This window comes from Nocardia nova, from assembly GCF_002933465.1.
GTDB lineage: Bacteria > Actinomycetota > Actinomycetes > Mycobacteriales > Mycobacteriaceae > Nocardia > Nocardia nova_B.
Window position 1 is genome coordinate 464109 of record NZ_PSZE01000001.1, and the last position, 25869, is coordinate 489977.

General features: G+C 68.5%; 27 protein-coding genes, 1 pseudogene and 1 riboswitch. Of the genes and pseudogenes, 12 read left to right on the top strand and 16 right to left on the bottom strand.

All coding sequences use genetic code 11. From position 1 onward, the window contains the following. The first annotated feature begins 38 nt into the window (after positions 1–38). The gene (locus C5E41_RS02030; RefSeq protein ID WP_104374087.1) at positions 39–962 is read left to right on the top strand and encodes a hypothetical protein; all 924 of its coding nucleotides are present in this window, start codon (positions 39–41) and stop codon (positions 960–962) included. A 5-nt stretch (positions 963–967) separates the two neighbouring features. Here C5E41_RS02030 and C5E41_RS02035 read toward each other — a convergent pair whose 3' ends face one another. Next, a complete protein-coding gene (locus C5E41_RS02035; protein ID WP_258080664.1) occupies positions 968–1789 on the bottom strand; it encodes a DUF1266 domain-containing protein in 822 nt (273 codons plus the stop codon). 218 nt (positions 1790–2007) lie between these two features. Here C5E41_RS02035 and C5E41_RS02040 point away from each other — a divergent pair, with 218 nt between their 5' ends. Beyond that, positions 2008–2256, top strand: coding sequence for a DUF2277 domain-containing protein (locus tag C5E41_RS02040; RefSeq protein WP_030517356.1), 249 nt, complete (start codon positions 2008–2010; stop codon positions 2254–2256). A 4-nt stretch (positions 2257–2260) separates the two neighbouring features. Here the strand turns inward: C5E41_RS02040 and C5E41_RS02045 are convergent, their stop codons facing one another. Continuing rightward, a complete protein-coding gene (locus C5E41_RS02045; protein ID WP_104374088.1) occupies positions 2261–3697 on the bottom strand; it encodes a PucR family transcriptional regulator in 1437 nt (478 codons plus the stop codon). Positions 3698–4135: 438 nt separating this feature from the next. Between C5E41_RS02045 and C5E41_RS02050 the strand changes: the two genes are divergently transcribed. From C5E41_RS02050 to C5E41_RS02060, 3 genes are all read left to right on the top strand, one after another. After that, on the top strand, positions 4136–5671 hold the full coding sequence (locus C5E41_RS02050; RefSeq protein ID WP_258080679.1) for an aldehyde dehydrogenase family protein: 1536 nt from the start codon (positions 4136–4138) through the stop codon (positions 5669–5671). Continuing rightward, positions 5668–6507, top strand: coding sequence for an SDR family oxidoreductase (locus C5E41_RS02055; RefSeq protein ID WP_104374089.1), 840 nt, complete (start codon positions 5668–5670; stop codon positions 6505–6507). Before C5E41_RS02050 ends, C5E41_RS02055 begins: the two co-directional genes overlap by 4 nt. Positions 6508–7051: 544 nt before the next feature. Next, positions 7052–8380 (top strand): amidase, encoded by a 1329-nt coding sequence (locus C5E41_RS02060; protein WP_258080680.1) that lies wholly within the window; start codon positions 7052–7054, stop codon positions 8378–8380. Positions 8381–8425: 45 nt separating this feature from the next. On the opposite strand, the gene C5E41_RS02065 is transcribed toward C5E41_RS02060, so the two are convergent. The 5 genes from C5E41_RS02065 to C5E41_RS02085 form a co-directional block, all read right to left on the bottom strand. Beyond that, entirely contained in the window at positions 8426–9307 is an 882-nt protein-coding gene (locus tag C5E41_RS02065) for a LysR family transcriptional regulator (RefSeq protein ID WP_104374091.1), read from the bottom strand. Positions 9308–9683: 376 nt separating this feature from the next. Then, positions 9684–10238: a hypoxanthine phosphoribosyltransferase gene (gene hpt, locus C5E41_RS02070; RefSeq protein WP_030517362.1), complete on the bottom strand. Its 555-nt coding sequence runs from the start codon at positions 10236–10238 to the stop codon at positions 9684–9686. Between the two features lie 24 nt (positions 10239–10262). Continuing rightward, on the bottom strand, positions 10263–11195 hold the full coding sequence (gene tilS, locus C5E41_RS02075; RefSeq protein ID WP_104374217.1) for a tRNA lysidine(34) synthetase TilS: 933 nt from the start codon (positions 11193–11195) through the stop codon (positions 10263–10265). Positions 11196–11365: 170 nt separating this feature from the next. Further along, positions 11366–12547: a zinc-dependent metalloprotease gene (locus tag C5E41_RS02080; RefSeq protein WP_104374092.1), complete on the bottom strand. Its 1182-nt coding sequence runs from the start codon at positions 12545–12547 to the stop codon at positions 11366–11368. A gap of 14 nt (positions 12548–12561) precedes the next feature. Continuing rightward, positions 12562–13989 (bottom strand): D-alanyl-D-alanine carboxypeptidase/D-alanyl-D-alanine-endopeptidase, encoded by a 1428-nt coding sequence (locus C5E41_RS02085; protein ID WP_104374093.1) that lies wholly within the window; start codon positions 13987–13989, stop codon positions 12562–12564. 268 nt (positions 13990–14257) lie between these two features. On the opposite strand from C5E41_RS02085, the gene ppa reads away from it, so the two are divergent. Next, entirely contained in the window at positions 14258–14749 is a 492-nt protein-coding gene (ppa, locus tag C5E41_RS02090) for an inorganic diphosphatase (RefSeq protein ID WP_030517366.1), read from the top strand. A 64-nt stretch (positions 14750–14813) separates the two neighbouring features. Here ppa and C5E41_RS02095 read toward each other — a convergent pair whose 3' ends face one another. Further along, a complete protein-coding gene (locus C5E41_RS02095; RefSeq protein ID WP_104374094.1) occupies positions 14814–15635 on the bottom strand; it encodes a crotonase/enoyl-CoA hydratase family protein in 822 nt (273 codons plus the stop codon). Between the two features lie 185 nt (positions 15636–15820). Here C5E41_RS02095 and C5E41_RS02100 point away from each other — a divergent pair, with 185 nt between their 5' ends. Both C5E41_RS02100 and C5E41_RS02105 read left to right on the top strand, forming a co-directional pair. Then, positions 15821–16285: a flavin reductase family protein gene (locus C5E41_RS02100; protein WP_104374218.1), complete on the top strand. Its 465-nt coding sequence runs from the start codon at positions 15821–15823 to the stop codon at positions 16283–16285. A 107-nt stretch (positions 16286–16392) separates the two neighbouring features. Continuing rightward, positions 16393–16506, top strand: a riboswitch (SAM riboswitch). A gap of 46 nt (positions 16507–16552) precedes the next feature. Further along, on the top strand, positions 16553–18019 hold the full coding sequence (locus tag C5E41_RS02105; protein ID WP_104374095.1) for an aminotransferase class V-fold PLP-dependent enzyme: 1467 nt from the start codon (positions 16553–16555) through the stop codon (positions 18017–18019). 16 nt (positions 18020–18035) lie between these two features. Here C5E41_RS02105 and C5E41_RS02110 read toward each other — a convergent pair whose 3' ends face one another. Genes C5E41_RS02110 through C5E41_RS02125 form a run of 4 tightly spaced genes read right to left on the bottom strand, consistent with a single transcriptional unit; the run spans position 18036 to position 19683 of the window. Next, positions 18036–18224 carry a hypothetical protein gene (locus tag C5E41_RS02110; RefSeq protein WP_104374219.1) on the bottom strand — a complete coding sequence of 63 codons (189 nt, stop codon included), beginning with the start codon at positions 18222–18224 and terminating at the stop codon, positions 18036–18038. A gap of 29 nt (positions 18225–18253) precedes the next feature. Next, on the bottom strand, positions 18254–18706 hold the full coding sequence (locus tag C5E41_RS02115; RefSeq protein ID WP_219823075.1) for a DUF2752 domain-containing protein: 453 nt from the start codon (positions 18704–18706) through the stop codon (positions 18254–18256). Between the two features lie 5 nt (positions 18707–18711). Further along, the gene (locus C5E41_RS34335) at positions 18712–19041 is read right to left on the bottom strand and encodes a glyoxalase superfamily protein (RefSeq protein WP_219823070.1); all 330 of its coding nucleotides are present in this window, start codon (positions 19039–19041) and stop codon (positions 18712–18714) included. Between the two features lie 18 nt (positions 19042–19059). Then, the gene (locus tag C5E41_RS02125; protein WP_146097436.1) at positions 19060–19683 is read right to left on the bottom strand and encodes a TetR/AcrR family transcriptional regulator; all 624 of its coding nucleotides are present in this window, start codon (positions 19681–19683) and stop codon (positions 19060–19062) included. A 99-nt stretch (positions 19684–19782) separates the two neighbouring features. Between C5E41_RS02125 and C5E41_RS02130 the strand changes: the two genes are divergently transcribed. Together C5E41_RS02130 and C5E41_RS02135 are read left to right on the top strand one after the other, a co-directional pair. Further along, positions 19783–20571 carry an SDR family oxidoreductase gene (locus tag C5E41_RS02130; RefSeq protein ID WP_104374098.1) on the top strand — a complete coding sequence of 263 codons (789 nt, stop codon included), beginning with the start codon at positions 19783–19785 and terminating at the stop codon, positions 20569–20571. 172 nt (positions 20572–20743) lie between these two features. Next, positions 20744–21259 (top strand): L,D-transpeptidase, encoded by a 516-nt coding sequence (locus tag C5E41_RS02135; RefSeq protein WP_104374099.1) that lies wholly within the window; start codon positions 20744–20746, stop codon positions 21257–21259. 34 nt (positions 21260–21293) lie between these two features. Here C5E41_RS02135 and C5E41_RS02140 read toward each other — a convergent pair whose 3' ends face one another. Beyond that, the gene (locus tag C5E41_RS02140; RefSeq protein WP_104374100.1) at positions 21294–21638 is read right to left on the bottom strand and encodes a YrdB family protein; all 345 of its coding nucleotides are present in this window, start codon (positions 21636–21638) and stop codon (positions 21294–21296) included. A 280-nt stretch (positions 21639–21918) separates the two neighbouring features. Continuing rightward, a complete protein-coding gene (locus tag C5E41_RS02145) occupies positions 21919–22281 on the bottom strand; it encodes an ArsR/SmtB family transcription factor (RefSeq protein ID WP_062962144.1) in 363 nt (120 codons plus the stop codon). A gap of 94 nt (positions 22282–22375) precedes the next feature. Here C5E41_RS02145 and C5E41_RS02150 point away from each other — a divergent pair, with 94 nt between their 5' ends. Beyond that, complete coding sequence (locus C5E41_RS02150; protein WP_146097437.1) at positions 22376–24334, top strand: heavy metal translocating P-type ATPase; 1959 nt, start codon at positions 22376–22378, stop codon at positions 24332–24334. Positions 24335–24507: 173 nt separating this feature from the next. After that, positions 24508–25365 (top strand): cyclopropane mycolic acid synthase family methyltransferase, encoded by an 858-nt coding sequence (locus tag C5E41_RS02155; RefSeq protein ID WP_104374101.1) that lies wholly within the window; start codon positions 24508–24510, stop codon positions 25363–25365. 106 nt (positions 25366–25471) lie between these two features. Here C5E41_RS02155 and C5E41_RS34720 read toward each other — a convergent pair whose 3' ends face one another. After that, complete coding sequence (locus C5E41_RS34720; protein WP_258080665.1) at positions 25472–25612, bottom strand: DUF6131 family protein; 141 nt, start codon at positions 25610–25612, stop codon at positions 25472–25474. Positions 25613–25684: 72 nt separating this feature from the next. Beyond that, positions 25685–25837 (bottom strand): annotated as a pseudogene (locus tag C5E41_RS35860) (cation-transporting P-type ATPase); the annotation flags it as partial. Positions 25838–25869 lie beyond the last annotated feature (32 nt).

Genomic DNA, 25869 nt, shown 5'->3' on the forward strand with positions numbered 1-25869 from the left:
CCTATTGTGAGCGACAACACAGGACGAACGCAGGGGGTATGGACATAGTCGAGCTACGGACACCCACAGCGATACTGCGCCACGGCGGCGGGCGACTCCAGGTTCTGCGGCCGGGCGCCGAGGGCGAGCGGGTGCTCGACGTTCCGGTGTCGGACCTGCTCAAGGTCCGGCTGAACCGGCGCGCCGACGACGCCGTCGTGATCGAGATCTACCTGCGTTATCCGAGTCCGGTCCTCACCGGCGTCCCGGCCGACCGCACCCCGCTCCCGGTGCTGATCGCCGAGCATGACGTGCCGGCCGCGACCGTGATCGTGGAGCGGATCAACACCCAGATCCTGGCCACCCAGCGCATCGATATGTCGGCACCCGATCTGGTGCCTCCCGCGCCGGTCTGGGGTAAGACCGGCCCGACCCGGGCCGACGTGGACCGCGCCATCCGGCGGATGGCGCCGCGACGGGAGACCCGCTCGGCGGCCGCAACGTTGCACACGATGGTCACGCCCGATGAATTCATGCTGGAGACGGCGATGGTCACCGCGGTCCCGCCGGCCGGGCGCGGGCGCGGCCTGCTGGCCGTCACCACCGGGCGAGTGCTGACGCTCTCGATCGGATCCACTCCCCGTTACGCGCACGAGATGCCGGTTTCGGCGCTGATCTCGGCCGAGGTCGGCAAGGGTTCGGGCGACGAGCCTGGTGGTGATTACGGCATCGACCTCATCGACGGCAATAGAACGCTGAGTTTCCTGGGGACCGACCGGGCCGATACCGATCGGATCGTCGGCGCGGTGAATTTCGCGATTCAGCGCGAGTCCGCCGACGGCGCCGTGGCGCCGCCGGACCCTGGTGTGGCGCAGCTGTATTCGGAGTGGGAACTGCTGGTCGAGCGTCATTCACTGGCGATGGTGGACGATGCGCAGTTCCAGCGCTACGGCCGCGGGATCCTGCGCTCGCTCCCCGACTGAGACGCCTACTCTCCCTGGAGTGCGATGCGCCGCCACGGACTGGTCGGCCGCATCCATAGTCGGACCAGTTCGAGCCGCCGATCGGTGCCGCCGGACTTGAGTTCGGCCAGATCCTCACAGGCCTGCCAGTAGGTCCAGCCGGTGAGATAGGCGTCGCCGAACTGCCGCCAATTGCGGTAGCGCTTCTGCGCCGGCGGCAGCGCGCGCATCACATAATCCCAGGCGGTATCGGCCTCGAGGTAGCCGGCGGTGAAGGCCATCCGTGCCACCGCCACCACGCGGGCGAGGTCCCAGGCCAGGATATCGGCCGGCAGCGGCTGCACCAGATGGCCGGTCAGATCGAGTTTGATCGCCTGGGACCAGATGTCGTAGTCGCGAACCAGCGCCTCCGGATTGTCCATTCCCCGAAACGCCCCGACCTGCCGCAGGAAGGCGCGATGCCGATCGGCGCGTTCACCGAAGCGGTCCCGTTCGGGCGAGTTGAGGGCCGCGTTGACCAGCGGATGAACCAATGCGTACAGCGGCGCGTGCATCCCTTCGAGCAGCTGTTCCATCGACGCCATCGCCTCGGTCCCGTCGGTGATTCCCCAGGCCCCGGTCAAGGTGTCGATGGCCAGTTCACGGCGGTCGCCGAGCGGATGTTCCCGCTCGGGTCCAAGCAACAGCGCGTCGTGGAACGCGTCCCATCGAGCGGAATAGAACGCCCCCAGGGACAGCGCGCGTAATTCGTCGTCGGAAACCTGAGCGCCGGACCAGTGGTCGTCCTCGCGCTCGTCCAGTTCCGGGTAGGGGAAAGTGGTCAGGGTCGGCATGTCGCGGGCAGCCATGGTTCCGATTGTGTCGCATCGGCGATCCGGGAGTTCGGTTATCTCCCCGATGCTGTGTCGACTGTGACCCGGAAGGTTCGCCGCGCTCAGCGATCGGGGCGCGCGGGAGGCGGATTTCGAGGCTTTCGGACGCTCCGCCACAGTCCGATACACACATTTTTCACATTTGCCGTTTCATCGGGCGCCGCAAGCCCCTACCTAGGGCTACTCTCGGCGCCATGAGCAACATCACCGTGCTGCGCGGGCTCGAGCCCCGTGCCACCGAGCAGGAGATCTTCGCTGCCGCACAGGAATACGTGCGGAAGGTGGGTGGCCTGACCGGTCTGTCGTATGTCACGAAGCCGGCCTTCGACAAGGCGGTGGCCGCGGTGGCCGCGGCGACGACGACGTTGCTGGCGGAACTGCCCGACCATCCGGTGACCGCGGCGGCGGAACCGCCGCTGCGCGCGACCGGCGACCGGGTCTGAGCGCTCACACCCCGTAGACCGCGACGCATTCCAGCGCCAACTCGAGTCGCAGCCCGCATTCCTCGATGCGGCGCCCGAGCGTTTCCTCGATGCGCTGAACGCGATAGCGGACCGTGTTCTTGTGCACGCCGAGGCGCGCCGCCGCGCCCTCCGGGCTGCGGTGGCAGCGCAGATAGGCGAGCAGCGTCTCGCGCAGCCGCGCCGAACTCGCATCCGGCGCGGCCAGCGGTCCGAGCTCCCGTCGGATCAGCGTGCGCATCGCCGCGACGTCCGCACCGGCCAGATACGCCGGTTCGACCTGCGCGTACGGCAGCACCCGGCCGAGTTCGACGGCCGCACGCTCGGCCACCTGCCGTGCCGCGATCGCCTCACGGTGGCTCTGCCGGAATCCTGCCACGCCCGTCCCGGACGAACCCAGCGTGAGGCGCATCGGAGCGGCGACGATATCCGCGGCGACCGCCACGACCGCGTCGGCATCGGCCGCGATCCATGCCCACAGCGCCGCCGATCCGGCCGGAACGGTGAGCACCCCGACTCCGCCGAGCGCGGTGGCGAGCCGCGTAACCGTGCGTTCCAGCCGCCCTAGTTCATCGTTGCCGCCGGCCAGCCGGTCGTCACCGGCCCCACCCAGCTCGCCTGGATCACCGAGGGGTACAGCGCCTCGGGCGTCGCTCGCCGCCGAGACTCGCTCGGGTCCCGCCGGGCCTGTCGCGGCGCCCGAGCCATCGCCCGTCCCGGAGATGTCGATCCGGCCTCCCGAACCGACGTATCCGTCTCCCGTAGCGACGGCAAGGAGCGCACCTGCGTCGCGCGCCGCGGGGTCGGCCCACAGCGCGATCGCGACCTGACGTTGCGCGAGGCGGAAACCCAGCCGCGCCGAGGCGTAGTCCGCGTCGACGTCCTCGCCCGACAACAACGTGCGCACGATTTCGGTGCGCTGGTTGAGGGCCGCGCGCAGACCGCGCTCCCGCTCCTGCATATAGGTGTCGGTCAGCGCCTCGACGGAGGTGTTCACCCAGCGGGTGGAGCGTTCGAACAGCCGGATCAGCGCCGAGCGTTCGAACTGCTCGGGCAGCCGGCGCTCGTCGATCACCTCGGTCATGTAATCGATCGCGGCCTGCTGGCCGGCGTGGTACACCCGCAGCAGCAGCCGCAGGTCGTAGCCGCGGCGGGCCAGGGTGCGCGCGAACGCGTGTGCCTGCTCGGGAACCGCGTAATCCATCGCGTCCTGGGTGAGACCGCTGAGGACCGCCAGGGCATGCGCCCGGGTGCTGGATTCCAGGTCGCGGCGCAGATCACGATCGGTCAGCTCCGGCACACGGCCGATGATCTGCGCGTCGAGCCGGGCCACCATCTGTTCGAGAGTCTCCCCGCGCAGCGTCTCGGCTACGAAATCGGCCATCCACTGCCGTACCGCCACATCGGACGGAGCCGTCGCCATCACCGATCCCCCTCCGTCACACGATCTCGTTCCGCAGCCGCCGACCACCTGTCACCGACGGCGAAAGTTTGTGCTCTGATGCCAAATTGCGGGCGAATACTTGACCTCAAAGACCAAGCAGCACGCCATTCATTGTGACACGATCATAGATCAGTGAAGTGATTCACAATGTCAACCGTTCGCAGCGCAGCGCACGTGGGGAGAGGCAGCATCGTGCCGAATACCGAACCGTCACCCGGCGAATCCACGGCCGGGAAGTCGACCGGCGCCAACAAGCCGGCCGCCCGCAAGACCGCAGGCCGCACCGCGGCCAAGAAGACGCCCGCGAAGTCGGCGGCCAAGTCCGCCCCGGCCGCGAAGTCGAGCACCCCTGCGAAGTCGCGCACCGCCGAGCAGGCCCCGTCATCCGGGCAGCAGGCGACGGCGGTCGCGACCGCGGTGGCCACCGAGATCGAGATACGCAACCCCGCGACCGGCGAACTGGTGGGCACCGTCCCCGCCGAATCGGCCGACGCGGTTGCCGCCAAGGTGCGCGAATTGCGGCTCTACCAGCCCGAATGGGAGGCCATCGGGCCAGAGGGTCGCAAGGAATGGCTGCTGAAGCTCCAGGACTGGATCATCGATCACACCGATCATCTCGCCGATGTGCTGCAGTCGGAAACCGGCAAGGCGCGCGTCGACGCGCTGATCGATCCGAGCTTCTCGGTCGACCTCACCGGCTATTACGCCCGGCGCGCAGGCAAGTTCCTCTCCGACGAACATCCCTCTCCGCACAGCCCGCTGGCCCGGGTCAAGAAGCTGACCACCGCCTACCGGCCCTATCCCGTGGTCGGCGTGATCACGCCGTGGAACTTCCCGCTGGCGATGCCGGTGATCGACGTGATTCCGGCGCTGGCCGCGGGTGCGGCGGTCGTCCTCAAACCTTCCGAGGTGACTCCGCTGTCCGCACTGGAACTGGCGCGCGGCTGGTCCGAAATCGGTGCGCCGCCGGTGCTGGCCGTGGTGACCGGCGCCGGCGAGACGGGTGCGGCGGTCGTCGACAACGTCGACTACGTGCAGTTCACGGGGTCGACGAAGACCGGTAAGCGGATCGCCGCCGCCTGCGTGGAGCGGCTCATCCCCTACAGCCTGGAACTCGGTGGCAAGGATCCGGCGATCGTGCTGGCCGATGCCGATATCGACCGCGCCGCCTACGGCATCGCGTTCGGCGGCCTGTTCAACGCGGGGCAGGTGTGCATTTCGGTCGAGCGGGTCTACGTCGAGGCGCCGATCTACGACACCTTCGTGGAGAAACTCGCCGCGCACGTACGCGAACTGCGGCAGGGCGCCGACGGCCGGGAGCCGAAATACGATGTGGGCGCGCTGGCCAACGACGCGCAGAAATCCATCGTCTCCGGCCACGTCGAGGATGCGATCGCCAAGGGTGCGCGGGCCGTGACCGGCGGCAAGGCCACCGGTGTGGGCACCTTCTACCAGCCGACCGTGCTGGCCGACGTCGACCACTCGATGAGCTGTATGACCGAGGAGACCTTCGGCCCGACCATCCCGGTGATGAAGGTCGCCGACGAGGCCGAAGCCGTTCGGCTGGCCAATGATTCGATCTACGGCCTGTCCGCGTCGGTGTGGACCGGCGACAAGGCGCGCGGGGAACGCGTGGCGCGCCAACTGAACGCGGGCGCGGTGAACATCAACGACGTCTTCGCCAACATGTTCAGCTTCGCGCTGCCCATGGGCGGCTGGCAGCAGTCCGGTGTGGGCGCGCGTTGGGGCGGCGCCGACGGCGTGCGCAAGTACTGCCGTAAACAGGCCATCACCGTGCCGATCCTGCCCACGCAGGAAAAAGAACTCCTGTGGTTCCCGTACAACACCACCAAACTCGGATTCGCGCTGGCCGCGATGCGCGCCGCGGGCGCGCGCGGCATGCGCCGGCTCGGTATCAAGGACGTGCTCGACACGGTCGGAGGGAAGAAGTGACCGACTTCGGCAGGATCAACGGCAAGGTCGTCGTCATCACGGGTGGTGCCCGCGGTATCGGCCTGGCGACCGCGACGCGGCTGCAGCAACTCGGGGCGAAGATCGCCATCGGCGACGTGGACGCGACGGCCGTCAAACAGTCCGGCACCGACCACGATTTCGGTCACTACGGCCGAGTGGATGTGACCGACCAGCAGTCGTTCAGCAGTTTCCTCGACGAGGTGGAACGGGCGCTCGGCCCGATCGATGTGCTGATCAACAATGCCGGAATCATGCCCACCGGCAAGGTGGTCGACGAACCGGATGCGCTGACCCGCCGCATCATCGACATCAATGTCTACGGCGTCATCCTGGGCTCGAAGCTGGCGCTGGCCCGGATGCTGCCGCGGCGCAGCGGCCACATCATCAACATCGCCTCCCTCGCCGGTGAGACCCACATCCCCGGCCTGGCGACCTACAACGCCACCAAACACGCCGTCCTGGGCTTCACCGACACGCTACGAGAGGAGTACCGCGATACCGGCGTGTCGTTCTCCTCTGTGTTGCCGACGCTGACGAACACCGAACTGGGGTCGGGTGTTTCGGCGCCGAAGCTGATGCGCCCGGCCGAGCCGGAGGAGATCGCCGAGGCCATCGCGAAACTCCTGGTGGCGCCGAAGTCGAAGGTACGCGTGACCAAGGTGGCCGGCGCCATCTCGCAGGTAGTCGGGTTGCTGCCGGAAGCGGTGGGCGATGCGATCGGGCGTGCCCTGGGCGCGCAGCAGACCTTCCTCGGCGACGTCGACTCGGTGGCCCGTAAGGCGTACGAGGAGCGGGTCCGCAGCGGGACCGAATAGCGCGGAGCGAAACGAGCTGTCCGGCCGCGGTGTCCCGTGGGCGCCGCGGCCACCGTGCATTCGGCATCGGTGCGGTCGTGGTTGCGCGGCACCATCCGCCACGCCCCGTGATCATCAACGGTGTGCGGCGCCGAAAGTGATAACTTGCGCGACAACATCGAAACAGCCCATATCGACCACAACGCGACGGGGGCTTTGACATATGCACAACGAGGGCTCCGCACTAGCCGACGCGACATCGAACGCCGTCTCGCGCGCCACTCGGGAGGTAGCAGTGGACGCAGATGAAACCACCGGTACGGAACCAGCGGATCGGCCCTGCGGCCCCGCATCCGGAACCGATGAGCCAGAGCACGATTCCCCCGCCGAAGCCGAGCGCACCGATCAGCCACCGGCCGACGACCGCCCCACGGACACCGGGAAATCCTCGAGCGCGCAGCACCACGAATCGCCCGCGTCGTCCACGACCGCCCCGAAGCTCGCAACCGGTGAGCCGCCCGTCGACGGTCTCGCGGCCGCCGAGACCGTCCCGAAGCCCGCGAAGTTGACGACCGCCACCGCGATCGCCGCCGCGGTGCGCGACGGTCTGGTCACCGCCGGACAGGTCGTCGATGCGGCGCTGGACCGCATCGCCGGCGGCGATACGCGAGTAGGCGCCTTCCACACCGTCCGCGCGGAGCAGGCACGCGCCGAGAGCCGGGCCCTGGCCGACCGCGCCGACCTCGACATCCTCCCGCTGGCCGGCGTTCCGGTCGCGGTGAAGAACAACATCGATGTGGCCGGTGAGATCACCGCCGCGGGTTCGCGCGCCGGGTCGGGCGTCCCAGCCGGCTCGGATCATCCGGTGGTGCGGCGGTTGCGGGCCGCGGGCGCGGTCGTGGTCGGCCTGACCGAGATGCCGGAGGGCGGGCTCTGGGGCACCTCCGACACGCCCGAGCGGATTGCGCGTTCTCCGTGGAATATTCGCTACAGCGCCGGTGGCTCCTCGGGTGGGTCGGGCGCCGCGGTCGGCGCCGGACTCGTGCCGGTGGCTCACGGTAACGACGGGCTCGGGTCGGTGCGGATACCCGCCGCGTGCTGCGGCGTCTTCGGCATCAAGCCGGGGCGCGGCGTCGTCCCGGCCCAGGTCGGTGTCGACTCCTGGAGCGGCATGACCGAGAACGGAGTGCTCGCGACCACGGTCGCCGATGCGGCACTCATGCTTTCGGTGCTGGCCGACCGGCCCGCCCTGGCCGATCTGGAACCGCCGACACCGCTGCGCATCGCGATCGCGGCCGGATCGCCATCCCCGCTGGTACGGGTGGACAAGCAGTGGGCGGCGGCCGCGCAGACCGCCGCCCGGCTCGCCGGGGAGGCCGGTCACGGCATTGTTCCCGCCGCACTGCCCTACCAGGGCGCCACCACAGCGCTGGCGTGGCGCTGGCTAGCCAATGCGGCGCGCGAGGCGGGTGCGGTCGCGAATCCGGAACTGCTGCAACGCCGTAGCCGCGTGCATATCGCGCTGGGCCGGGCAGTGCTGAAGGCCGGTCTGGTCCGGCCGAATCAGGTCGACCGGATCGAGGCGCGGCTGCTCGACTTCTTCGAGCAGCACGATGTGGTGATCACCCCGACACTGGCCGCCCCCGCTCCGGCGGCACGCAACTGGCATGCCCGCGGCTGGCTGGCCAATGTCGTTGCCAACGTTCGCTTCTCGCCGTTCACGCCGCTGTGGAACCTGGTCGGCTGGCCCGCGGTGAGCGTTCCGATGGGGTTGCATCCGCGCACCGGGACGCCGGTGGCGGCACAGCTGGCCGGGCCCCCCGGTAGTGAATCGACGCTGCTACGGCTGGCCGCTCAGTTGGAGGCGGCCCAGCCCTGGCAACGCACCGCCTGAACGTCCCTCGGGCCCGCGGTTCGCCACGGACCGCGGGCTCCGGGCCTATCGGTCGTCTTCGACGAGGGAGAATCCGCCGGCGACAACGCGATTGGCGAAATCGAGAATGGTCGGCCGGTCGTCGTCCGCGCGCCACACCATGGCGAGTTCACACGGCGCGAGGCCGGCGACCGGGCGGGCGGTGAGCCCGGGCCACCGATACATCGGCACGTTGTTCTCGGCCAGTAGGCAGACCCCGAGTCCGAGGCTGACGGCCTCGAGCCGCTCCTCGGCGGTGGCGGCCTCGCCGCCGATCTTGGCCTGGCGGCCGCCGCGGGCGTCGCCGCCGAGCCAGAAGTCGCGTGCCGCACCGGCTTCGGCAGGCATCGCGACGAACGGCTCGTCGATCAGATCGGCGAATTCGATGCTCTCCTGATCGGCCAGCCGGTGATTCTCCGGGAGGAGTACCCACCTCGCCTCGGTACGCAGCACCTGCCAGCGGTAGCGTCCGGAATCGGGCACCGGCAGCCACATCAACGCCAGATCGGCCTGCCGGCCCGCGAGGCCGCTGGAGGGATCGGTCCACGACGCCGAATGCAGTGCCAGCCGATGTCCGCTGGCGCTTTCCAGTTCGGCGATCAGGCCGCGTCCGATCGAACTCTGGATACCGACCCGCAACACCTCACCGGCTTCCTGGAGAGCCACGTTGGTGACCTCCCAGAACTCCAGGATGCGCCGGGCGCCCTCGAGCAGCTCTTTACCGGCGACGGTCAGCGCCACGCTGCGCTGATTGCGATCGAACAGGACCACGTCGAGCTGACGCTCGAGCTGGCGGATCTGCCGCGACAGGGTGGGTTGAGCGATGTGCAGCCGCTGGGCGGCATTGGTGAAGTGCAGTTCCTCAGCGACGGCGACGAAGTACCGCAGGTCGCGCAAATGCGGGTCCATAGCACCTTGCTATCAGAATTGGTCTTGGAAATCCAGCTGCTTCAGACCTTCGAGTCTGAATAGAGGGTCAGAAACAGCCAAACGGTTTGTTACCGACAGCATAGGGCTCCGCCATAACTCCAGCACAATCGCCCTGGAAAATTTCCAGCGAACACAACCGCCGTCGCGGCGAGCCGATGACACGGCTTCACGGCGCGCGACGACCAGCGGTGATATCACTTCCGGCACTGCGCGCGGATCTCCGCCGCCGAGGCGGCCCGCTATCCGGGCCGACCAGCAACTTCCATCGATAGCGATTGCGCAGGGAACATCGTCAAACGGTGATTTTCGCCACAGCCCAGCGGAATTCGGTCACCAATTCGGTCATGCGCCCAGTTCAGGCGCTGTAGACCCGCGGGTTCAAGGTCCCGATGTAGGGCAGATCGCGGTAACGCTCGGCGTAGTCCAGGCCGTACCCGACGACGAATTCGTTCGGGATGTCGAAGCCGACGTGCGCGACCTCGATGTGGGTGCGCAGGGCGTCGGGCTTGCGCAGTAGCGTCACCACCTCCAGCGAGGCGGGGTTGCGACTGGAGAGGTTGCGCATCAGCCACGACAGCGTGAGACCGGAGTCGATGATGTCCTCGACGATCAGCACATTGCGTCCGGCGATGTCCTTGTCCAGATCCTTCAGAATCCGGACCACCCCCGAGGAGGAGGTGGACGACCCGTACGACGAGACGGCCATGAACTCCATCTGCGTCGGGATCGGCAGCGCCTGCGCCAGCTCGGTCATGAAGAAGATCGCACCTTTGAGCACGCCGACCAGCAGCAGATCACCCTCGGGCGCGTCGGGGGGATATCGCTTCGCGATGAGTTCGGCCAGCTCGTCGACCTTGGCTCGGATCTGCTCCTCGGTGATCAGCACCGACGCTATGTCGTCCCCGTACACGTGTGCTGGCTTCCCTTCGGGTCGTTATCGTGCAAACGCCAACGTCAGCCTGCCACGTTCGCGCCTGGCAACCAACCTGATCCCCGGCATTCCCCCGCCGACCGCGACGCCGCCCTGGCCGTGCCATTCGGTGATCAAGGACTCGACCGCGCGTAAATGCTTGTCCGTCAAGGCTTTTGCACCGCCGTCGAGCAGCCAGGCCCGGATAATACGCCGACGAATCGCGGGCGGCACCGTGGCGAGTGTCTCGACCGACAGGGACGAACCATCACGCGCGTCGACCAGCAATCGATCGGCAATCGCATCGAGCGCCGCACCGTCCTCCCGAAGTTGCGCGGCCGTGCGAGCCAGCGCCGGCGCCACACCCCCACCCAGGACCTCCTCCAGCAGCGGCAGCACCTCGGTCCGCAGCCGGACCCGGGTGAATTCGGGAGCGGCATTGTGCGGGTCCTCGTGCGGCACCAGGCCCAGATCCCGGCACATCTCCCGAGTGACCGCGCGCCGCACGCCCAGCAGCGGCCGACCCCAGGGCTCGTCGAATTCCGCCATCCCCCGGATCGACCGCGGGCCCGATCCGCGCGCCAATCCGAGCAGTACGGTTTCCGCCTGGTCGTCGAGGGTGTGCCCGAACAACACCGGGAGGCCGTCTCGCGCCTCGACCAGCGCCCGGTAGCGTGCCTCCCGGGCGGCGGCTTCCGGGCCACCCGGGCCACTCACCCGCACCCGGCACACCCGCGCGGATCGACACCCCAGCCACCGGGCGAGGGCGGCGGCCTCGGCGGCGACCTCCGCAGACCCGTCCTGCAGCCCGTGATCCACGACGAGCGCGTCGACCGCCACGGCCTCGGCCACCGCCGCGGCCGTGAGTGCCAGCGAATCCGCCCCGCCCGAGAGCGCGACGGCGACCACCCCGGCCGGTGCGTAGCGCACGAGCCAATCTCGCACGGCGTGCCGCATGACCAAGACGGCTCGGGTCTCGGGCAACCGCGCCCGGTCCGCTGCCCGCGGCTCCTGGGCGCCCAGCCGGACCGGCCCGGATGCCGAGGGCGACTCCGCATCGCCGGGCGATGGGATCGCCGCTGCGGACACCGGATCCGTTCCCGGCGACTGCGCGGGCCGTTCCGGGTTCATCCCAGGACTCGGTCGATCCATCGTTGCGGGGTGCTGATCTCGTCGGGACGGGGCAGGGTGTCGGCGTCGGTCCAGACGGTGTTGAACCGCCGCATGCCGACCGTGCCGACGACCTCGTCGACGAACGCCTTGCCGCGCACGTACTGCGCGACCTTCGCATCGACCCCGAGCAAGGCGCGCAACAGGCGCTGGATCGGATTGGCCGGGCGCCGCCGTCGCTGATCGAAGGCCTCGCGGATCTGCGTGACGGTGGGAATCACGGCCGGGCCGACGGCATCCATCACATGGTCGGCATGACCCTCCAGCAGCGTGCCGAGCATCAGCAGCCGGTCCAGCGCCTCGCGCTGCGGCGGCGGCTGGGTGGCGCGCAGCAGGCCGAGGATGCCACGATCGGCCGGATCGTCGCTGACCCCGTTGTCGCGCCGACGGCGTACCTCCTCCACCAGCCTGGTCAGCACCTCGTTCACCGATTCGTCGCCGACAGCACCGAGGGTGTCGACGTTCTGCTTCATGTAGTCGCCCAGCCAGGGTGCCGAGGAGAACTGCACCCGATGCGTCACCTCGTGCAGGCACACCCACAGCCGGAAATCGCTGGGCGAGACGCCGAGTGCGCGTTCCACGGCCATGATGTTGGGGGCGACCAGCAACAAGGTGCCGTCCGGCCCGCTGAACGGGTCGTATTGGCCGAGGATCGCGGTGGACAGGAAGGCCAGCATCGCCCCGGCCTGGACGCCGGCCGGTTTCCCGGCGAAACGGCCGCGCTCGTCGTCGGCGGACCCGGTGAGTTCGGACATGGATTCGGCGGCCGCACGGATCCAGCCGCGGCGATCGACGATCGTGGCCTGTGGGACGGGCTGGTCGTCGAGGAGCAGACTCACCTCCCGCACCGGGCCCTCGGCACGAATGGACGCCTCGGACAGTTCCTGGACGACCTGTTCGGCCGAGTACCGCGTGGTGCGGGGACCGGACGGCACGACGGCGCTACCGGCGCGTGCGGCCAGCTGCCAATCGACCGAGCCGGCCAGCACCGAGCGCTTCGCGGCCGAGTTTTTCGCCACGTCGTTCTTCGCCACGTCGTTCTTCGCCACGTCGTTCTTCGCCACGTCCGTGGGTTCGCGACCGGCGACCACGGCATCGTCGGCGGTACGGCCATCGGCGGGGTCACCGGATCCGGTCATCGCATTTCCACCCGTCAGGAGCATCCACAGTTGCGAAGCGTGGTGGCGACGGCGTCCAATGCCGGGCGGCTGGCCTCTGGGGGCCGGTCGTTCGACATCAGCGCGAAGGTCATGACTCGGCCGTCGCGATCCAACACATATCCAGCCAACGCGCTCGACACGGACAGAGTTCCGGTCTTGGCGCGCACCCAGCCCGCTCCGGCGCGTTCGGGGCCGCCGTCGACGAACCGCACGGCCAGCGATCCGGTACCGCCGGCGACCGGCAGATAGTCCAGCAGCGGCGCCAGCGGAGAGGCGACCGCGGCACTGTCACCGGTGTTGACGACCGAGGGCGCGGCGGTCCCGCCCGGGTCCGCAGCACCCGGCTGCGCGGAGGCGGCCGACTCGGCGATGATCCGGTCGAGCAGTCGCGCCGGAACCCGATCGTCGGTGGACAGTCCGCTGTTGTCGATCTGGGTGACGCCCGCGGTGTCGAAACCCGCCGCCTTCAACGCCGTCAGGGTGGCGGAGGCGGCGCCGGCGAACGACTGCTCGCCACCGGTCGCCGCGGCGATCTCCCGGCCGATCGTCTCGGCGAGCACATCGTCGGAGTGAATCATCATGTCCCGCAAGCGGTCTCGCAGCTGCGCGGATTCCACGTGGGCCAACTCGGCGGCCCCGGGCGCGGCCTTGGCCAGCCGAACCTTCGCGGGGTCGGCGCCCAGCTCCAGCGCCAGCCGGCGCCCCGCGTCCAATGCGGGGGTGGCAGAGCGCGGCGAATATTCGACCAGCGGGTCGAGGCGGCCACCGTCGATCATCACCGGTTCGATCGGCGCCCACGAACCGCCCGCGATATCGGCCGGATCCCAGCCGGCCGGCGAGGTGGGGCCCGAATACAGCGAGGTATCGACCACGACCGTGTCGACCGGATGGCCGGCGGCACGAATCTGGGCCACCAGATCCGACAACTTCGGCCCGTCCGGGTAGTACCCCTTGCCGTCGGCCTGCGCGGTCAGGGTCGGATCGCCGGCGCCGACCAGCACCACCTCACCGGGCGCCGAACCGGTCACCACGCGCGTGGTGAGCCGATGGTCCGGCGGCAGGACCAGCAGGGCCGCCGCCGCGGTCATGACCTTGAGGGTGGACGCCGGGATCATCGGCTTGTCCGGATCGGCGCTCCACAACATGGCGCGCGTGTCGGGGTCGGAGATCGATCCGGCGAAATTGCCGAGGTCCGGACTGGCCGCCACGTGGGCCAGGGCATCGGCCAGCCCCTGGCGGCTGGGTTCGGGCGCACTCGCCGAGGCGGGATTCAGCTGCGGAAAGGGCTTCACGGGGGCCGGAGGTGCGGCTATCGTCAAACCCCCGTGCCGGAATTCCTCGGTCCAGGGGCGCACCGTCACCAGGGCGACCGTGGCCACGACGACGGCGACAACGGTTGCGACCAGCACCGCGACCCACATATTGCGGCGTCGGCGAGCGGCCAGCCCACCGATGTTCTTCCTACCTCGACCTACCACGTGACAGCTGTCTCCCTATTCACCCGTGTGAGGCGGACGCTCCCTGCCGCACCCATGCGCGCATCGACCACACTATCCTCACCTCGCCGGCGTTCCATCGAACGAGCTGGCGAGTCGGCAGCCCACCGAACCGGTCGGCGAGTCGGCCGCGGCACACGCCGGCGAGCAGCCGTACCGCATCAACGCATACGCATCGGACGAAGGAGATGACGTGGAGTTCGACGTCACCATCGAGATCCCCAAGGGGCAGCGCAACAAGTACGAGGTCGACCACGAGACGGGTCGGGTGCGGCTGGACCGCTACCTCTACACCCCGATGGTCTACCCGGCCGACTACGGCTACATCGAGAACACCCTGGGCTCCGACGGCGACCCGCTGGACTGCCTCGTGCTGCTACCCGAGTCGGTGTTCCCCGGCGTGATCGTCGAGGCCCGCCCGGTGGGTGTGCTGCTGATGAGCGACGAGGCCGGCGGCGACGAGAAGGTCGTGGCGGTTCCGGCCGGTGACAAGCGCTGGGATCACATCCAGGACGTCAACGACATCCCGGAGTTCGAGCGCAAGGCCATCGAGCACTTCTTCGAGCACTACAAGGACCTCGAGCCCGGCAAGTGGGTCAAGGTCGACGGCTGGGACGGCCGGGCCAAGGCCGAGACCCTCGCCGATGAGGCGTTCAAGCGGCTGCAGGAGCAGGGCGGACACTGAGTCCGGTCGACGGCGCTCGCGGGCGTATGCGTCCCGACGAGCGCCGTCGCGGCTCCCCCGAGCGCTACCTGCCCTGGAAGTTCGGCTTGCGCTTTTCGAAGACGGCCTGGATCGCCTCGGTCAGATCCTCCGAGGGCAGGAAGGCAGCGTTCCACGCCGACACGTACCGCAGCCCGTCGGCCACCTTGCCGGCCTTGGGCTGATCGAGCACATCCTTGATGCCCTGCACCACCAGCGGCGGATTCGCGGCGATCTCCTCCGCCAGCGTGTGCGCGGCGGCAAGTACCGCCTCCTGATCCGGGTAGACGTCGTTGACCAGGCCGATCTTCTCCGCGCGCGCGGCGTCGATGTCCTTGCCGGTGTAGGCGAGCTCCCGCACATGCCCCTCGCCGATGATGCCCGGCAACCGGTGCAGCGACCCGATGTCGGCGACGATGGCGACCTTGGCCTCGCGCAGGCTGAAGCTGGCCTCCGCGCTGGCCAGGCGGATATCCGCGGCGGAGATCAGATCGAGCCCGCCGCCTATGCACCAGCCGGAGATCGCGGCGATCACGGGTTTGCGGCAGTCGGCGACCGCGGTCACCGACGCCTGCATGCGCCGGACCTCGTAGAGGAAATCGCTGCGCGGTGCGGCCAAGGCCTTCTCGGCCAGCAGCGGGCCGAAGGTCGGGGTCATCGCGGGCAGATCGAGACCGTAGGAGAAGTGCTTACCGGAACCGGTGAGCACGATCGCGCGGACCTGCGGGTCGGCGTCCAGCTCGCCGAAGATCAACGGCAACTCACTCCAGAAATCCGGGCCCATGGCATTGCCCTTGCCGGGTCCGGTCAGCGTCACTCGCGCGACGTGACCGGTGCGCTCGACGTCGAAAGCCTTCCAATCACTCATTCGTCCAGCGTATCGGGGAAATTCAGCGGCACCGGGACAGCGGTCGGGATTGCGGGAGCGCGGGCAGGACGTAGGTTGGAGGCGTGAGCAGTTCCCAGCGACCCGACGCCGAGCTGGCCGATCTCAACCCCGAGCATCTCGAACCCCGGCACGACGGCGTCACCGCAGCGCAGTACCGAGCCGCCATGCGCCACTACCCCACAGGAGTGACGATCGTCACTCTGAGCCGGCCGGAGCGCCCGGTGGGATTCACCGCCACCTCCTTCGCCTCGCTGTCGCTGGATCCGCCGTTGATCTCGTTCAACATCGCGCACACCTCCTCGTCGATCGACGCGATGACCGAGGCCGATTCGGTCGTCGTGCACTTCCTCGGCGAACATCAACAGCATCTGGCACAGCGGTTTTCGCGCGCCGCCGAACAGCGTTTCGCCGACCCGGAGTTGTGGTCGACGCTCGATACGGGCGAGCCGGTGCTACACGGCACCCCGATCTGGGTGCGCGCCACGGTACACCGGTTGATTCCCATCGGCGACCACACCCTGGTGGTCGGGCTGGTCACCCGCGTGCACGACGACACCGGCGGCGCACCGATGCGCAACCCGCTGCTGTACTACAACGGCACCTATCATCGCCCTGCCGGATTAGACTGAGCCACAAGCTTTTTCACACGTCACGCGATTGCGGGGCGGCGCGGCGCACCTTCTCGCCGGATGCCGGCGCTTGACAATGCCGGGCGAATTCTGCCAATCTCGGGTCAGGTCACGAGTACCAGCGTCAAGCCCCGGCTAGCTGGTCGGCAACCCTCCTCCGCGGTGGGGTGCTCCGGGTGACGACCTGGCCGCTGCTCGACCGAGCACGGCAAGCGCGGACTCCGATCACCTCCACACCCGGAGTCCCTGAACAAAGGGATCGTCCCGATGCATACTGCTGTCTCGACAACTGCCGTTGCCACCGAAACCGTTGCCCCGGAACAGGTTTGCTCGAACCGAGGCTGCGCCGACACCCTCTCCGGAACCTCCTGCACCTGCTCGACAACTGCCTGTGCCGACAATGCCACGCGCGCCTGCCGCACCGGCGAACCGATCGCCCGCGTCTCCGGCTGCGATCTGCGAGTTCCGCTGGTGCAGGGCGGTTTTCGCACCTACGCCAACTTCGACTACGCCGCCAGCGCCCCCGCACTGGCCCAAGTCACCGACCGGGTGAACGAACTGCTCCCCTACTACGCCAGCGTGCACCGCGGCGCCGGATACGCCTCCCGGATCAGCACCGATTGCTACGAGGCGGCACGGGTTTCGGTGGCACGGGCGGTGAACTGCGCCGACGACCAGGTCGTGGTGTTCACCCGCAATACCACCGACTCGCTGAATCTGCTGGCCTGCTGCGTTCCCGGTGACACCGTGGTGCTCGATATCGAGCACCACGCGAACTTCCTGCCGTGGACGCGCCGCGGCCGCCGGGTGGTCCCCGCCGCCGACACGATCGCGGAGACGCTGCGCCGGATCGATGGCGAGCTGTGCGCCGAACCCGCTGCGCTGCTTGCGATTACCGGAGCGTCGAACGTGACCGGTGAGGTGCTGCCGCTGGCGGACCTGACCGCGCTCGCCCATCGCCACGGCGCCCGCATCCTGGTCGATGCCGCACAACTGGCCCCGCACCGCCGAATCGACCTGCAGGCATTCGCGGAATCCGGCGGAACCGGCATCGACTACCTGGCCTTCTCCGGCCACAAGCTGTACGCGCCCTTCGGCGCAGGTGTGCTGGTGGGTCGCCGGGACTGGCTGGACGCGGCCCCGCCGTATCTGGCGGGCGGCGGGGCGGTCACCGCCGTCACCACCGAACAGGCGCACTGGGCGCCCGCACCCCAGCGGCACGAGGCGGGATCACCGAACGTGCTGGGTGCGGCGGCCGTCGCGGCGGCCTGCGAAACGTTGAGCGCGCTCGACGAGCAGGCCGTGGTCGAGCACGAACACCACCTGATCCGCCGCCTGCGCGACGGACTGAAAACCGTTGCGGGCGTGCGGCAATTGCGTATCTTCTCCGACAGCGCCGACAGTGTGGGTATCGTCGCATTCACCGTCGAAGGGCTCGAGCCCGGACGAGTCGCGGCGTATCTGTCGGCCGAATTCGGGATCGGCGTCCGCGACGGGCGATTCTGCGCTCATCCACTGCTGCACCGGCTGGGCGTCGACGGCGCGGTGCGCGCGAGCGTCGGCCTGGGCACGTCGGTCGCGGATGTGGATCGCCTGCTCGAGGCTCTGCGTCGATTGGTTCGAGACGGCGCTTCGTGGAACTACACGTATGCGGGCGGACAGTGGTCGCCCCTGCCGGAGACCCGGCCGGGTTTGACCGAGGCGGCGCACGGCACGGCGCCGTGCACGATCTGATCCAGCGCGATCCGATTCACGGCACCAGATAGCGGGCGGCCAATTCCTCGATCAGCGGATCGCCGTCGGGAACGGAATCGATGGCCTCGAGGTCGTTCTCGATCGCGAGCTGGCGCGGGTCGTCCTGCTCGGGGTCGGGCACGCCGTCCTCGTTCAGTTGGCGCAGCATCTTCTCGCGCACCCGAGCCTTCAGTGAATCAGCGATTTCCTGGGTCATACTTCCAGCATGCCCGCCTAGACCGGGGCCAACCATGTACCCCAGGGGGTGTTCCGGGCGACGGTGAACACCATGAGCAGCCCGATCAACCACCATTGCGCCTGGCCACGAAGGGTGAACGGAAAGGCGGTGTCGGCTCTGCCGTGCCATCGGCCCAGGGCCCACCGCCCCCACCACAATGCGAGAGTGAGCAGCAGCGGAAGCACGAAGACATTGCTGTGCAGCGCGTCGAGCACCCGGCCTTCGGTGAGATTGTGCACAGCGCGCAATCCGCCGCATCCCGGGCACCACCATCCGGTCAGCGCATAGAACGGGCATATTCCGTACGCCCCTTGGTTGTGCGGATCGCGGAAATGCAGCACCGTAGCCGCGGCGACCACCGCACCGGCCGCCAGCAGCGGCCCGCCCTGTGTACGCCATCCGGTGCGCGGCACCGACCGTTCGCCGGGCAGCTCGCGCGCGATATCCACAGTGTTCACGGTAATCGGCGGCACGGGTGAGCCGCCAGCCGTCGCCGCGCCACCGAATTGCGGTTCAGGCCGGTTGCGCGAATCGCAGAATGTTGCCGAAGGGGTCGTATGGCGGACGACGATCGCCTGGTTTGGCAGATCGCGGTAGGGCTGGGGCTCCCCGATGCCACCGGACCTGGATCCCGTGACAGCGATGAGATCCATCTCGCGCCGAACCGATGCTCCCAGTCCACGGCGAAACCCAGGAAGTCCGGGTAGAACTCGTACGCGAGGCCGACGTCGTAGATCCGCAATACCGGTATCGGGGCGGCGAATCCGATCGCGTCGCTGTGCATGGCCCGATCGTCACATAGTCACCGAGCACGCGTCGTGACCGGCGCGGTAAGGGTGCCGGCGAGCATGTCGATGACCTGATCCCAGGCCTCGCGGTCGCCGGCGGCGATCCGGCCTGCTTCGACGGCCCGTTCGTGGTCGGCCAGCAGCGCGAACAGCACCGTGGTGAGACTGCGCAGCCGGCGATGCCGCAAGCGTGGCGGCAGGTCCGCGAGCGCGCGGTCCAGCCCGGCCACGATCACTCGCACCGAGGTCCGTTCGGCGCTGTCCAGATTGGCCGCGTCCGATACCGCCGGATGGGTGCGGATCTGTTCGAGAAACCTTGCGTAATAAGAACTCTCGTTCCGCGCTCCCAGTTCGAACATGGGGATGACCAGCGCGTCGAGCAGCGTGTGCACGTCGTCGCCGGTCGCGGCCGGGCGCTGCGCCAGCAACTCCAACCGGCGCACCTCCAGAGTTGCCAGCCGCTGCTGCACCACTGCCTCGACGAGTCCGTCGCGCGAGCCGAAGTGATAGGGGATCGCCGAGTTGTTGCGCTGCCCGGCCGCGGCGGCGATATCGCGCAGCGGGACCAGATATCCCCGCTCGGCGATCAACCGTTCCCCCGCCATCATCAACCGCTCCCGGGCACTCACTGCTTCCACCTTGAGCACGATACGTCCTACCAGCGGATTGAGCACTCGTCCTTGACAGTTAAGAACTAAGTCTTAACACTGCGAGGACACCCACCGAAAGGACTAGCGATGATCCTGGACAAATTCCGACTCGACGGCCGCATCGCCGTCGTCACCGGCGCCGGCCGCGGTATCGGCGCCGCCACCGCCCTCGCCCTGGCCGAGGCGGGCGCCGATGTGGCGATCGCCGCGCGCACGCAGTCACAGCTGGACGCGGTCGCCGAGCAGATCCGCGCGACGGGCCGGCGCGCCCTCGCCGTGGCCTGCGATCTTTCGGATCTCGACGCCGTCACGGCACTGGCCGACGCCGCCGCCACCGAGTTCGGCCGCATCGACATCGTGGTCAACAACGTCGGCGGCACCATGCCGAACACCTTCCTGACCACCTCACCGGAATTCCTCGAGGAGGCGTTCCGCTTCAATGTCTCCACCGCGCACGTCCTCACCCGCGCGGCGGTTCCGCACATGCTCGCGGGCGAGGGCGGCTCGGTGGTCAACATCTCCTCGATGATGGGCCGGGCACCCGGGCGCGGCTTCCTCGCCTACGGCACGGCCAAGGCGGCGCTCGCGCACTGGACCCGGCTGGCCGCCGCGGATCTGTCGCCGCGGATCCGGGTCAACGGCATCGCGGTCGGATCGGTGCTGACGTCCGCACTCGAGGTCGTGGCACAGAATCCCGAGGTCAAGGCGAAGATGGAGGCCGACACGCCACTGCATCGGCTGGGCGATCCGACCGATATCGCGGCCGGCATCGTCTACCTCTGCTCGCCCGCGGGCAGCTATCTCACCGGCAAGATTCTGGAGATCGACGGCGGTATCGCCGCACCCAACCTGGAACTCGGTCTGCCCGATTTGTGATAACAACGCGGATTCTTCCGTACCATCCGCGCGCTCGGCAGGTCACAATGATCAACTATGCACTGTGATCGATCCCCCATCGGTCGCCTACGGTGCCGTCCCAGCTTGTCGACGAATGTGCCCGCCGCCCGGCCCAGCCGGACAGCGGGCCGGGTAGAGAGGTCGGACGCATATGAACTGCACGAGCATCACCCGATGGACGATCCGAGCGGCGGCCGCGACGGCGATCGCGACCGCCGGATTTGCTGTCACGGTGCCCGCGGGCGCCGACCCGGTGTGGCCCGGCGGCCCCGACATCCCCGGCATTCCGCAACTCGTACCCTCCCCGCCCGGCCAGATCTCGGCTCCCTGTTCGGCCGCGGCGCGCGCGTGCCTGCGGCTGTCGACCAACGAGGGCTGGCTGATGGACAACGGTCGCGTGGTCTACGGCCCGACCCCCATCTCGCACGGGCGGCCCGGGTATGAGACACCGCCCGGCACCTTCCACGTCGCGTTCAAGGAGCCGTATCACTGGAGCACCATGCACAACGCCGAAATGCGTTGGGCCGTCTTCTTCAACGGCGATATCGCCACCCACATCGGACCGATCGAGGAGCAGTCCCACGGCTGCATCCGAATGACGCCCGAAGGCGCCAAGGCCTTCTACGACTACGTCAATCCGGGCGACGTCTTCGAAGTCGTGCCGTGACCATACGCGCCGGCCCGGACTCCGGGTCGGCGCGCTACGAATTCAGGTGGCCCAGCTTGATCGCCAGCAGATTCGCGATCACGATGCCCGCGAAAACGAGCGCGGCCACCCGGTGCCCCAGTCCCCACAGCGCGGCCGCGGCGCCTCCGAACACCACGACCTTGGTGATCACCGCGAGCAGCGGAATATCGAAACTCGCCTTCGGCGCCGCGAACATTCCCCACACCACCGCGGCGGCCAGCGGGATGCCCAGCACCAGAACGACTTTCACAACGGTGTTGTCGCCGACGCGCCAGCCCCACAGTCCCAGCACCACCAGCGCGCCCACCTCCGCGGCGAACGCGACGGTCAGATTGGCCCACTTCCACAGTTCCTGCATGACTGCCCTCTCACGGTCTGAGAGCAGTGCTCTCTAATACGAGCAGTGTGCGCTAGAGCAGGGGCGTTGTCAACCGTTGCGGACTACCGTGCGCGACGGCACGGGAAGAGCAGGCCCGGCGGGGAGAGCTCGGCTCGCATGATCGGCCGGGCAGGATTCGACCCAACCCACGAGCGACCGGCAGTTACCGCGGCGGCGCGCCGAAATCGACAGGCGCGCAGACAAGGAAGCCGGCGAACACACCGAAAGGTCCACCGAACGTCCTGCCGAGAAGACGTCCTCAGCCTGCCGTTCGCGGCCGATCGGACAGGCCGAGGCGCAGATGCTCGCTGTGATACACCGCCTCGTCGAGCAGCTGTGCGACGTGCGTGTCGTAGAGGCTGTAGACGATGCTGCGCCCGGCGCGGGTTCCGGTCACGAGTCCGAGGTTGCGCAGCAGACGCAGCTGATGAGAGACCGCGGACTGCTCCATCCCCACCGCCTCGGCGAGCTCGGAGACGGGCCGCGGCCCCTGGCGCAGTTCACTGAGGATCAGCAGCCGGCTCGGCGTGGCCAGGGCTTGCAGGGTGGTCGCCACATGCGCGGCGGACTCACTGTCCAGCCGGGCAATCGGCCGATCGCGGCCCTCGACGCCATGTCCCATAACCGTGCAGTTTAGCCGACCAGGTATACATGAAGACCTCTTCACGTGTTCTGTTATTCTCGGGTTGTCCGCTCCCGATCCTCGGAGGTTTCTCGTGTCCGCACCGGCCGCCACGCGTCCCGCCGCGCTCACGGCGATACCCGCGCGGCGGACGCGACTGTTCGCGCTTCCCGAAATCCGTTGGGCCGCAGCGGCTCTCCTGCTCTTCGCGGCCGGCTCGGTGGCACGGATCCTGCACGCGCCCGTCGAGGTGTGGTGGTCGCTCTATCTGGCCTGCTACCTCACCGGCGGCTGGGAACCCGCCCTGGCCGGGGTGCGCGCCCTGCGCGAACGGACGCTGGACGTCGATCTGCTGATGGTGGTGGCCGCGATCGGCGCCGCCGCGATCGGGCAGATCACCGACGGCGCGCTGCTGATCGTCATCTTCGCCACCTCGGGCGCACTGGAGGCGTTCGCGACCGCGCGAACCGAGGATTCGGTGCGCGGACTGCTCGATCTGGCACCCGACACCGCCACCCGAATCGACGACGGTGTCGAAACAACCGTCAGAGCAGCGGATCTCGCGGTCGGTGATGTCATTCTGGTCCGCCCGGGCGATCGCATCGCGGCCGACGGCACGGTCGTCGCGGGAGCGAGCGAAGTCGACCAGGCAACCATTACTGGTGAGCCCATGCCGGTGGACAAATCGCCCGGTGACGAAGTGTTCGCCGGAACCTCGAACGGCACCGGTGTCCTGCGGGTACGGGTCGGTCGCCGCGCCGAGGACTCCGTCGTGGCCCGGATCGCCGCCCTGGTCGAACAGGCCGGCCGGACCAAGGCCCGGGCGCAACTGTTCATCGAGAAGATCGAGCAGCGTTATTCGGTGGGCATGGTCGCGGTGACACTCGCGGTCTTCGTCGTGCCACTGTTCTTCGGTGTGGCGCTGCGGGATTCGCTGCTTCGCGCCATGACGTTCATGATCGTCGCCTCACCGTGCGCGGTGGTGTTGTCCACCATGCCGCCTCTGCTCGCCGCGATCGCCAATGCCGGCCGGCACGGCGTCCTGGTGAAATCGGCGGTCGTGATGGAACGACTGGGCAGCACCACCCGTGTGGCCTTCGACAAGACCGGCACACTCACCCGCGGCGTCCCGGAACTCACCGACATCCGTGTGCTGCCCGATTGCCCGGGCACGGAGCCGGAGGTCCTGCGCTGGGCCGCGGGTGCGGAATATTCCAGCGAGCACCCGCTGGCCACCGCGGTCGTCCGAGCCGGTCGCGAGCGCGGACTCACGCTGCCCCCCGTCGACGCCTTCAGCGCGCAGCCCGGACGCGGCGTCACCGCCACTGTGGACGGTCACCGCATCGAGGTGGGATCGCCTGTCGCGCTTCTGGATTCGGCCGATACGGCCGCCGCGGCCGTGGTAGCGGAGATACAGGATGCGGGGCATACAGCGGTGATCGTGCGGCGCGAGCGCCGAGCCATCGCGATTCTCGGCATCGCCGATCAGACGCGCCCCGAAGCGGCCGATTCCGTTGCCGCGCTCACCGAAATCACCGGGGCCACACCGGTTCTGCTCACCGGCGACAATCTCGCCGCGGCCCGGAAGCTGGGCGCCCGTCTCGGACTGACCGACGTCCGGGCCGACCTGCTGCCGGAAGATAAGGTTGCCGCGATCACGGAACTGGAAGCCGCGGGCGACCGCGTCACCGCGGTGGGCGACGGTATCAACGACGCACCCGCGCTCGCCGCCGCCCACACCGGAATCGCCATGGGCGGCAACGGGTCCGACCTCACCCTGCATACGGCCGACGCGGTCGTCATCCGCGACGACTTGACCACCGTGCCTGCGGTGATCGCTCTGTCCCGTCGCGCGCGCCGCACCGTGGTCGCCAACCTGATCATCGCCGCGACCTTCATCGCCGCCTTGATCACCTGGGATCTCGTCGGCCACCTTCCACTACCGCTGGGCGTGGCCGGTCACGAGGGCTCCACGGTCATTGTCGGACTCAACGGACTGCGCCTGCTGCGCGGCCGCGCCTGGGAGAGCGGGACGGCAAACCGGGACGATTGACGGCTGTGCCCGGCCGAAGGCCGATCAGCCGATCGCGCCACCCGCTGAAGGGGAGAGGTGCATACTGGTCGAGCGCGCATGGTGCGGCGGCGGGGTCGAACCCACCGCCGGGGTAACTCGTTTCAGAGGCAGAACGTCAGAACGTTTCCCGAAACCGACCACCAGAGGTCACCATGACCGATCTGTCACCGTTCTACGCCGACGTGCAGGCCCACTACGACCTGTCCGACGATTTCTTCGCGCTCTTTCTGGATCCCACGCGTACCTACAGTTGCGCGTATTTCCGCGAACCGGACCTCACTCTGGAACAGGCACAGCTCGCCAAGATCGACCTGTCGCTCGGCAAATGCGACCTGCATCCGGGTATGACGCTGCTCGACATCGGCTGTGGCTGGGGCTCGACGATGTTGCGCGCCGTGGAGAAATATGGCGTGCGTGTGATCGGCCTGACGCTGAGCCGCAACCAGTTCGAACACGTGCGCGACCTGCTGGACGGCTTGCCGCCCGGCACGGGGGAGGTATACCTGCGCGGCTGGGAGGAATTCGACCAGCCGGTCGACCGGATCGTCTCGATCGGAGCCTTCGAACACTTCCGGCGCGAACGTTACGACGCGTTCTTCGACCGCTGCCACCACCTGCTGCCCCCGGACGGTCGCATGATGCTGCACACCATCATCGGCTTCCACCGCCACCAATTGCGTGAGATGGGCATCCCCATCACCCACGAATACCTGGCGTTCAGCAAGTTCGTCCTCGACGAGATCTTCCCCGGCGGTCAACTCCCGCAGCCGCAGTGGATCGGCGAATACGCCGGACGGGCCGGCTTCACCCTGCACGCCGTCCAATCCCTGCAGCCGCACTACGCCCACACCCTCGACCTCTGGGCCCAGGCCCTCCGCGACCACCGCTCCGAAGCCGTCGCCTTGACCTCCCCCACCGTCTACGACCGCTACATCCGCTACCTCACCGGCTGCGCGGACCTGTTCCGCGACGGCTACATCGACGTCCGCCAGCACGTCCTGCTGTCCTGACGAACCCGCCGCCGAACACACCAGATGCGAAACCGCCCCGGAAATCGTCTTCCGGGGCGGTCACGTGCACACCGCTGCCGCGCGTAGTTCGCGGCGGCCGAGCGCGCTAGAAGTAGTGCGCGCGGCCGGCCACTGGGCGTCCCAACGCTCCCATCAGAGCCAGCACCGCTCCCACGGCCAGCGCGATGATGCCCACAGTCCACAGGATCGGAATCCCGAGCAGGAAACCGAGAACCTGGTGCGACACCCACTTCGTCTTACGTGCGACCCCACGATGAGCAGCAGGCCGACCGCCAGCCACAGCAGCAACCAAGGGGCGGGTGAACTGGCGAACACGCGCAGCAGGCCATTGTCGGCCGCCCCTGCGGTGCAGGATGTGCTCGCCGGACCGCAGCAATCGCCGCCGCGCTTCGCGACTGGTCAAACCACTACGGCTGCTGCGCAGATCACGCGAGAGGCGATCGGCGTGCACAACGGGCCCGAGCGGCGTCGGCGCGAGGGACG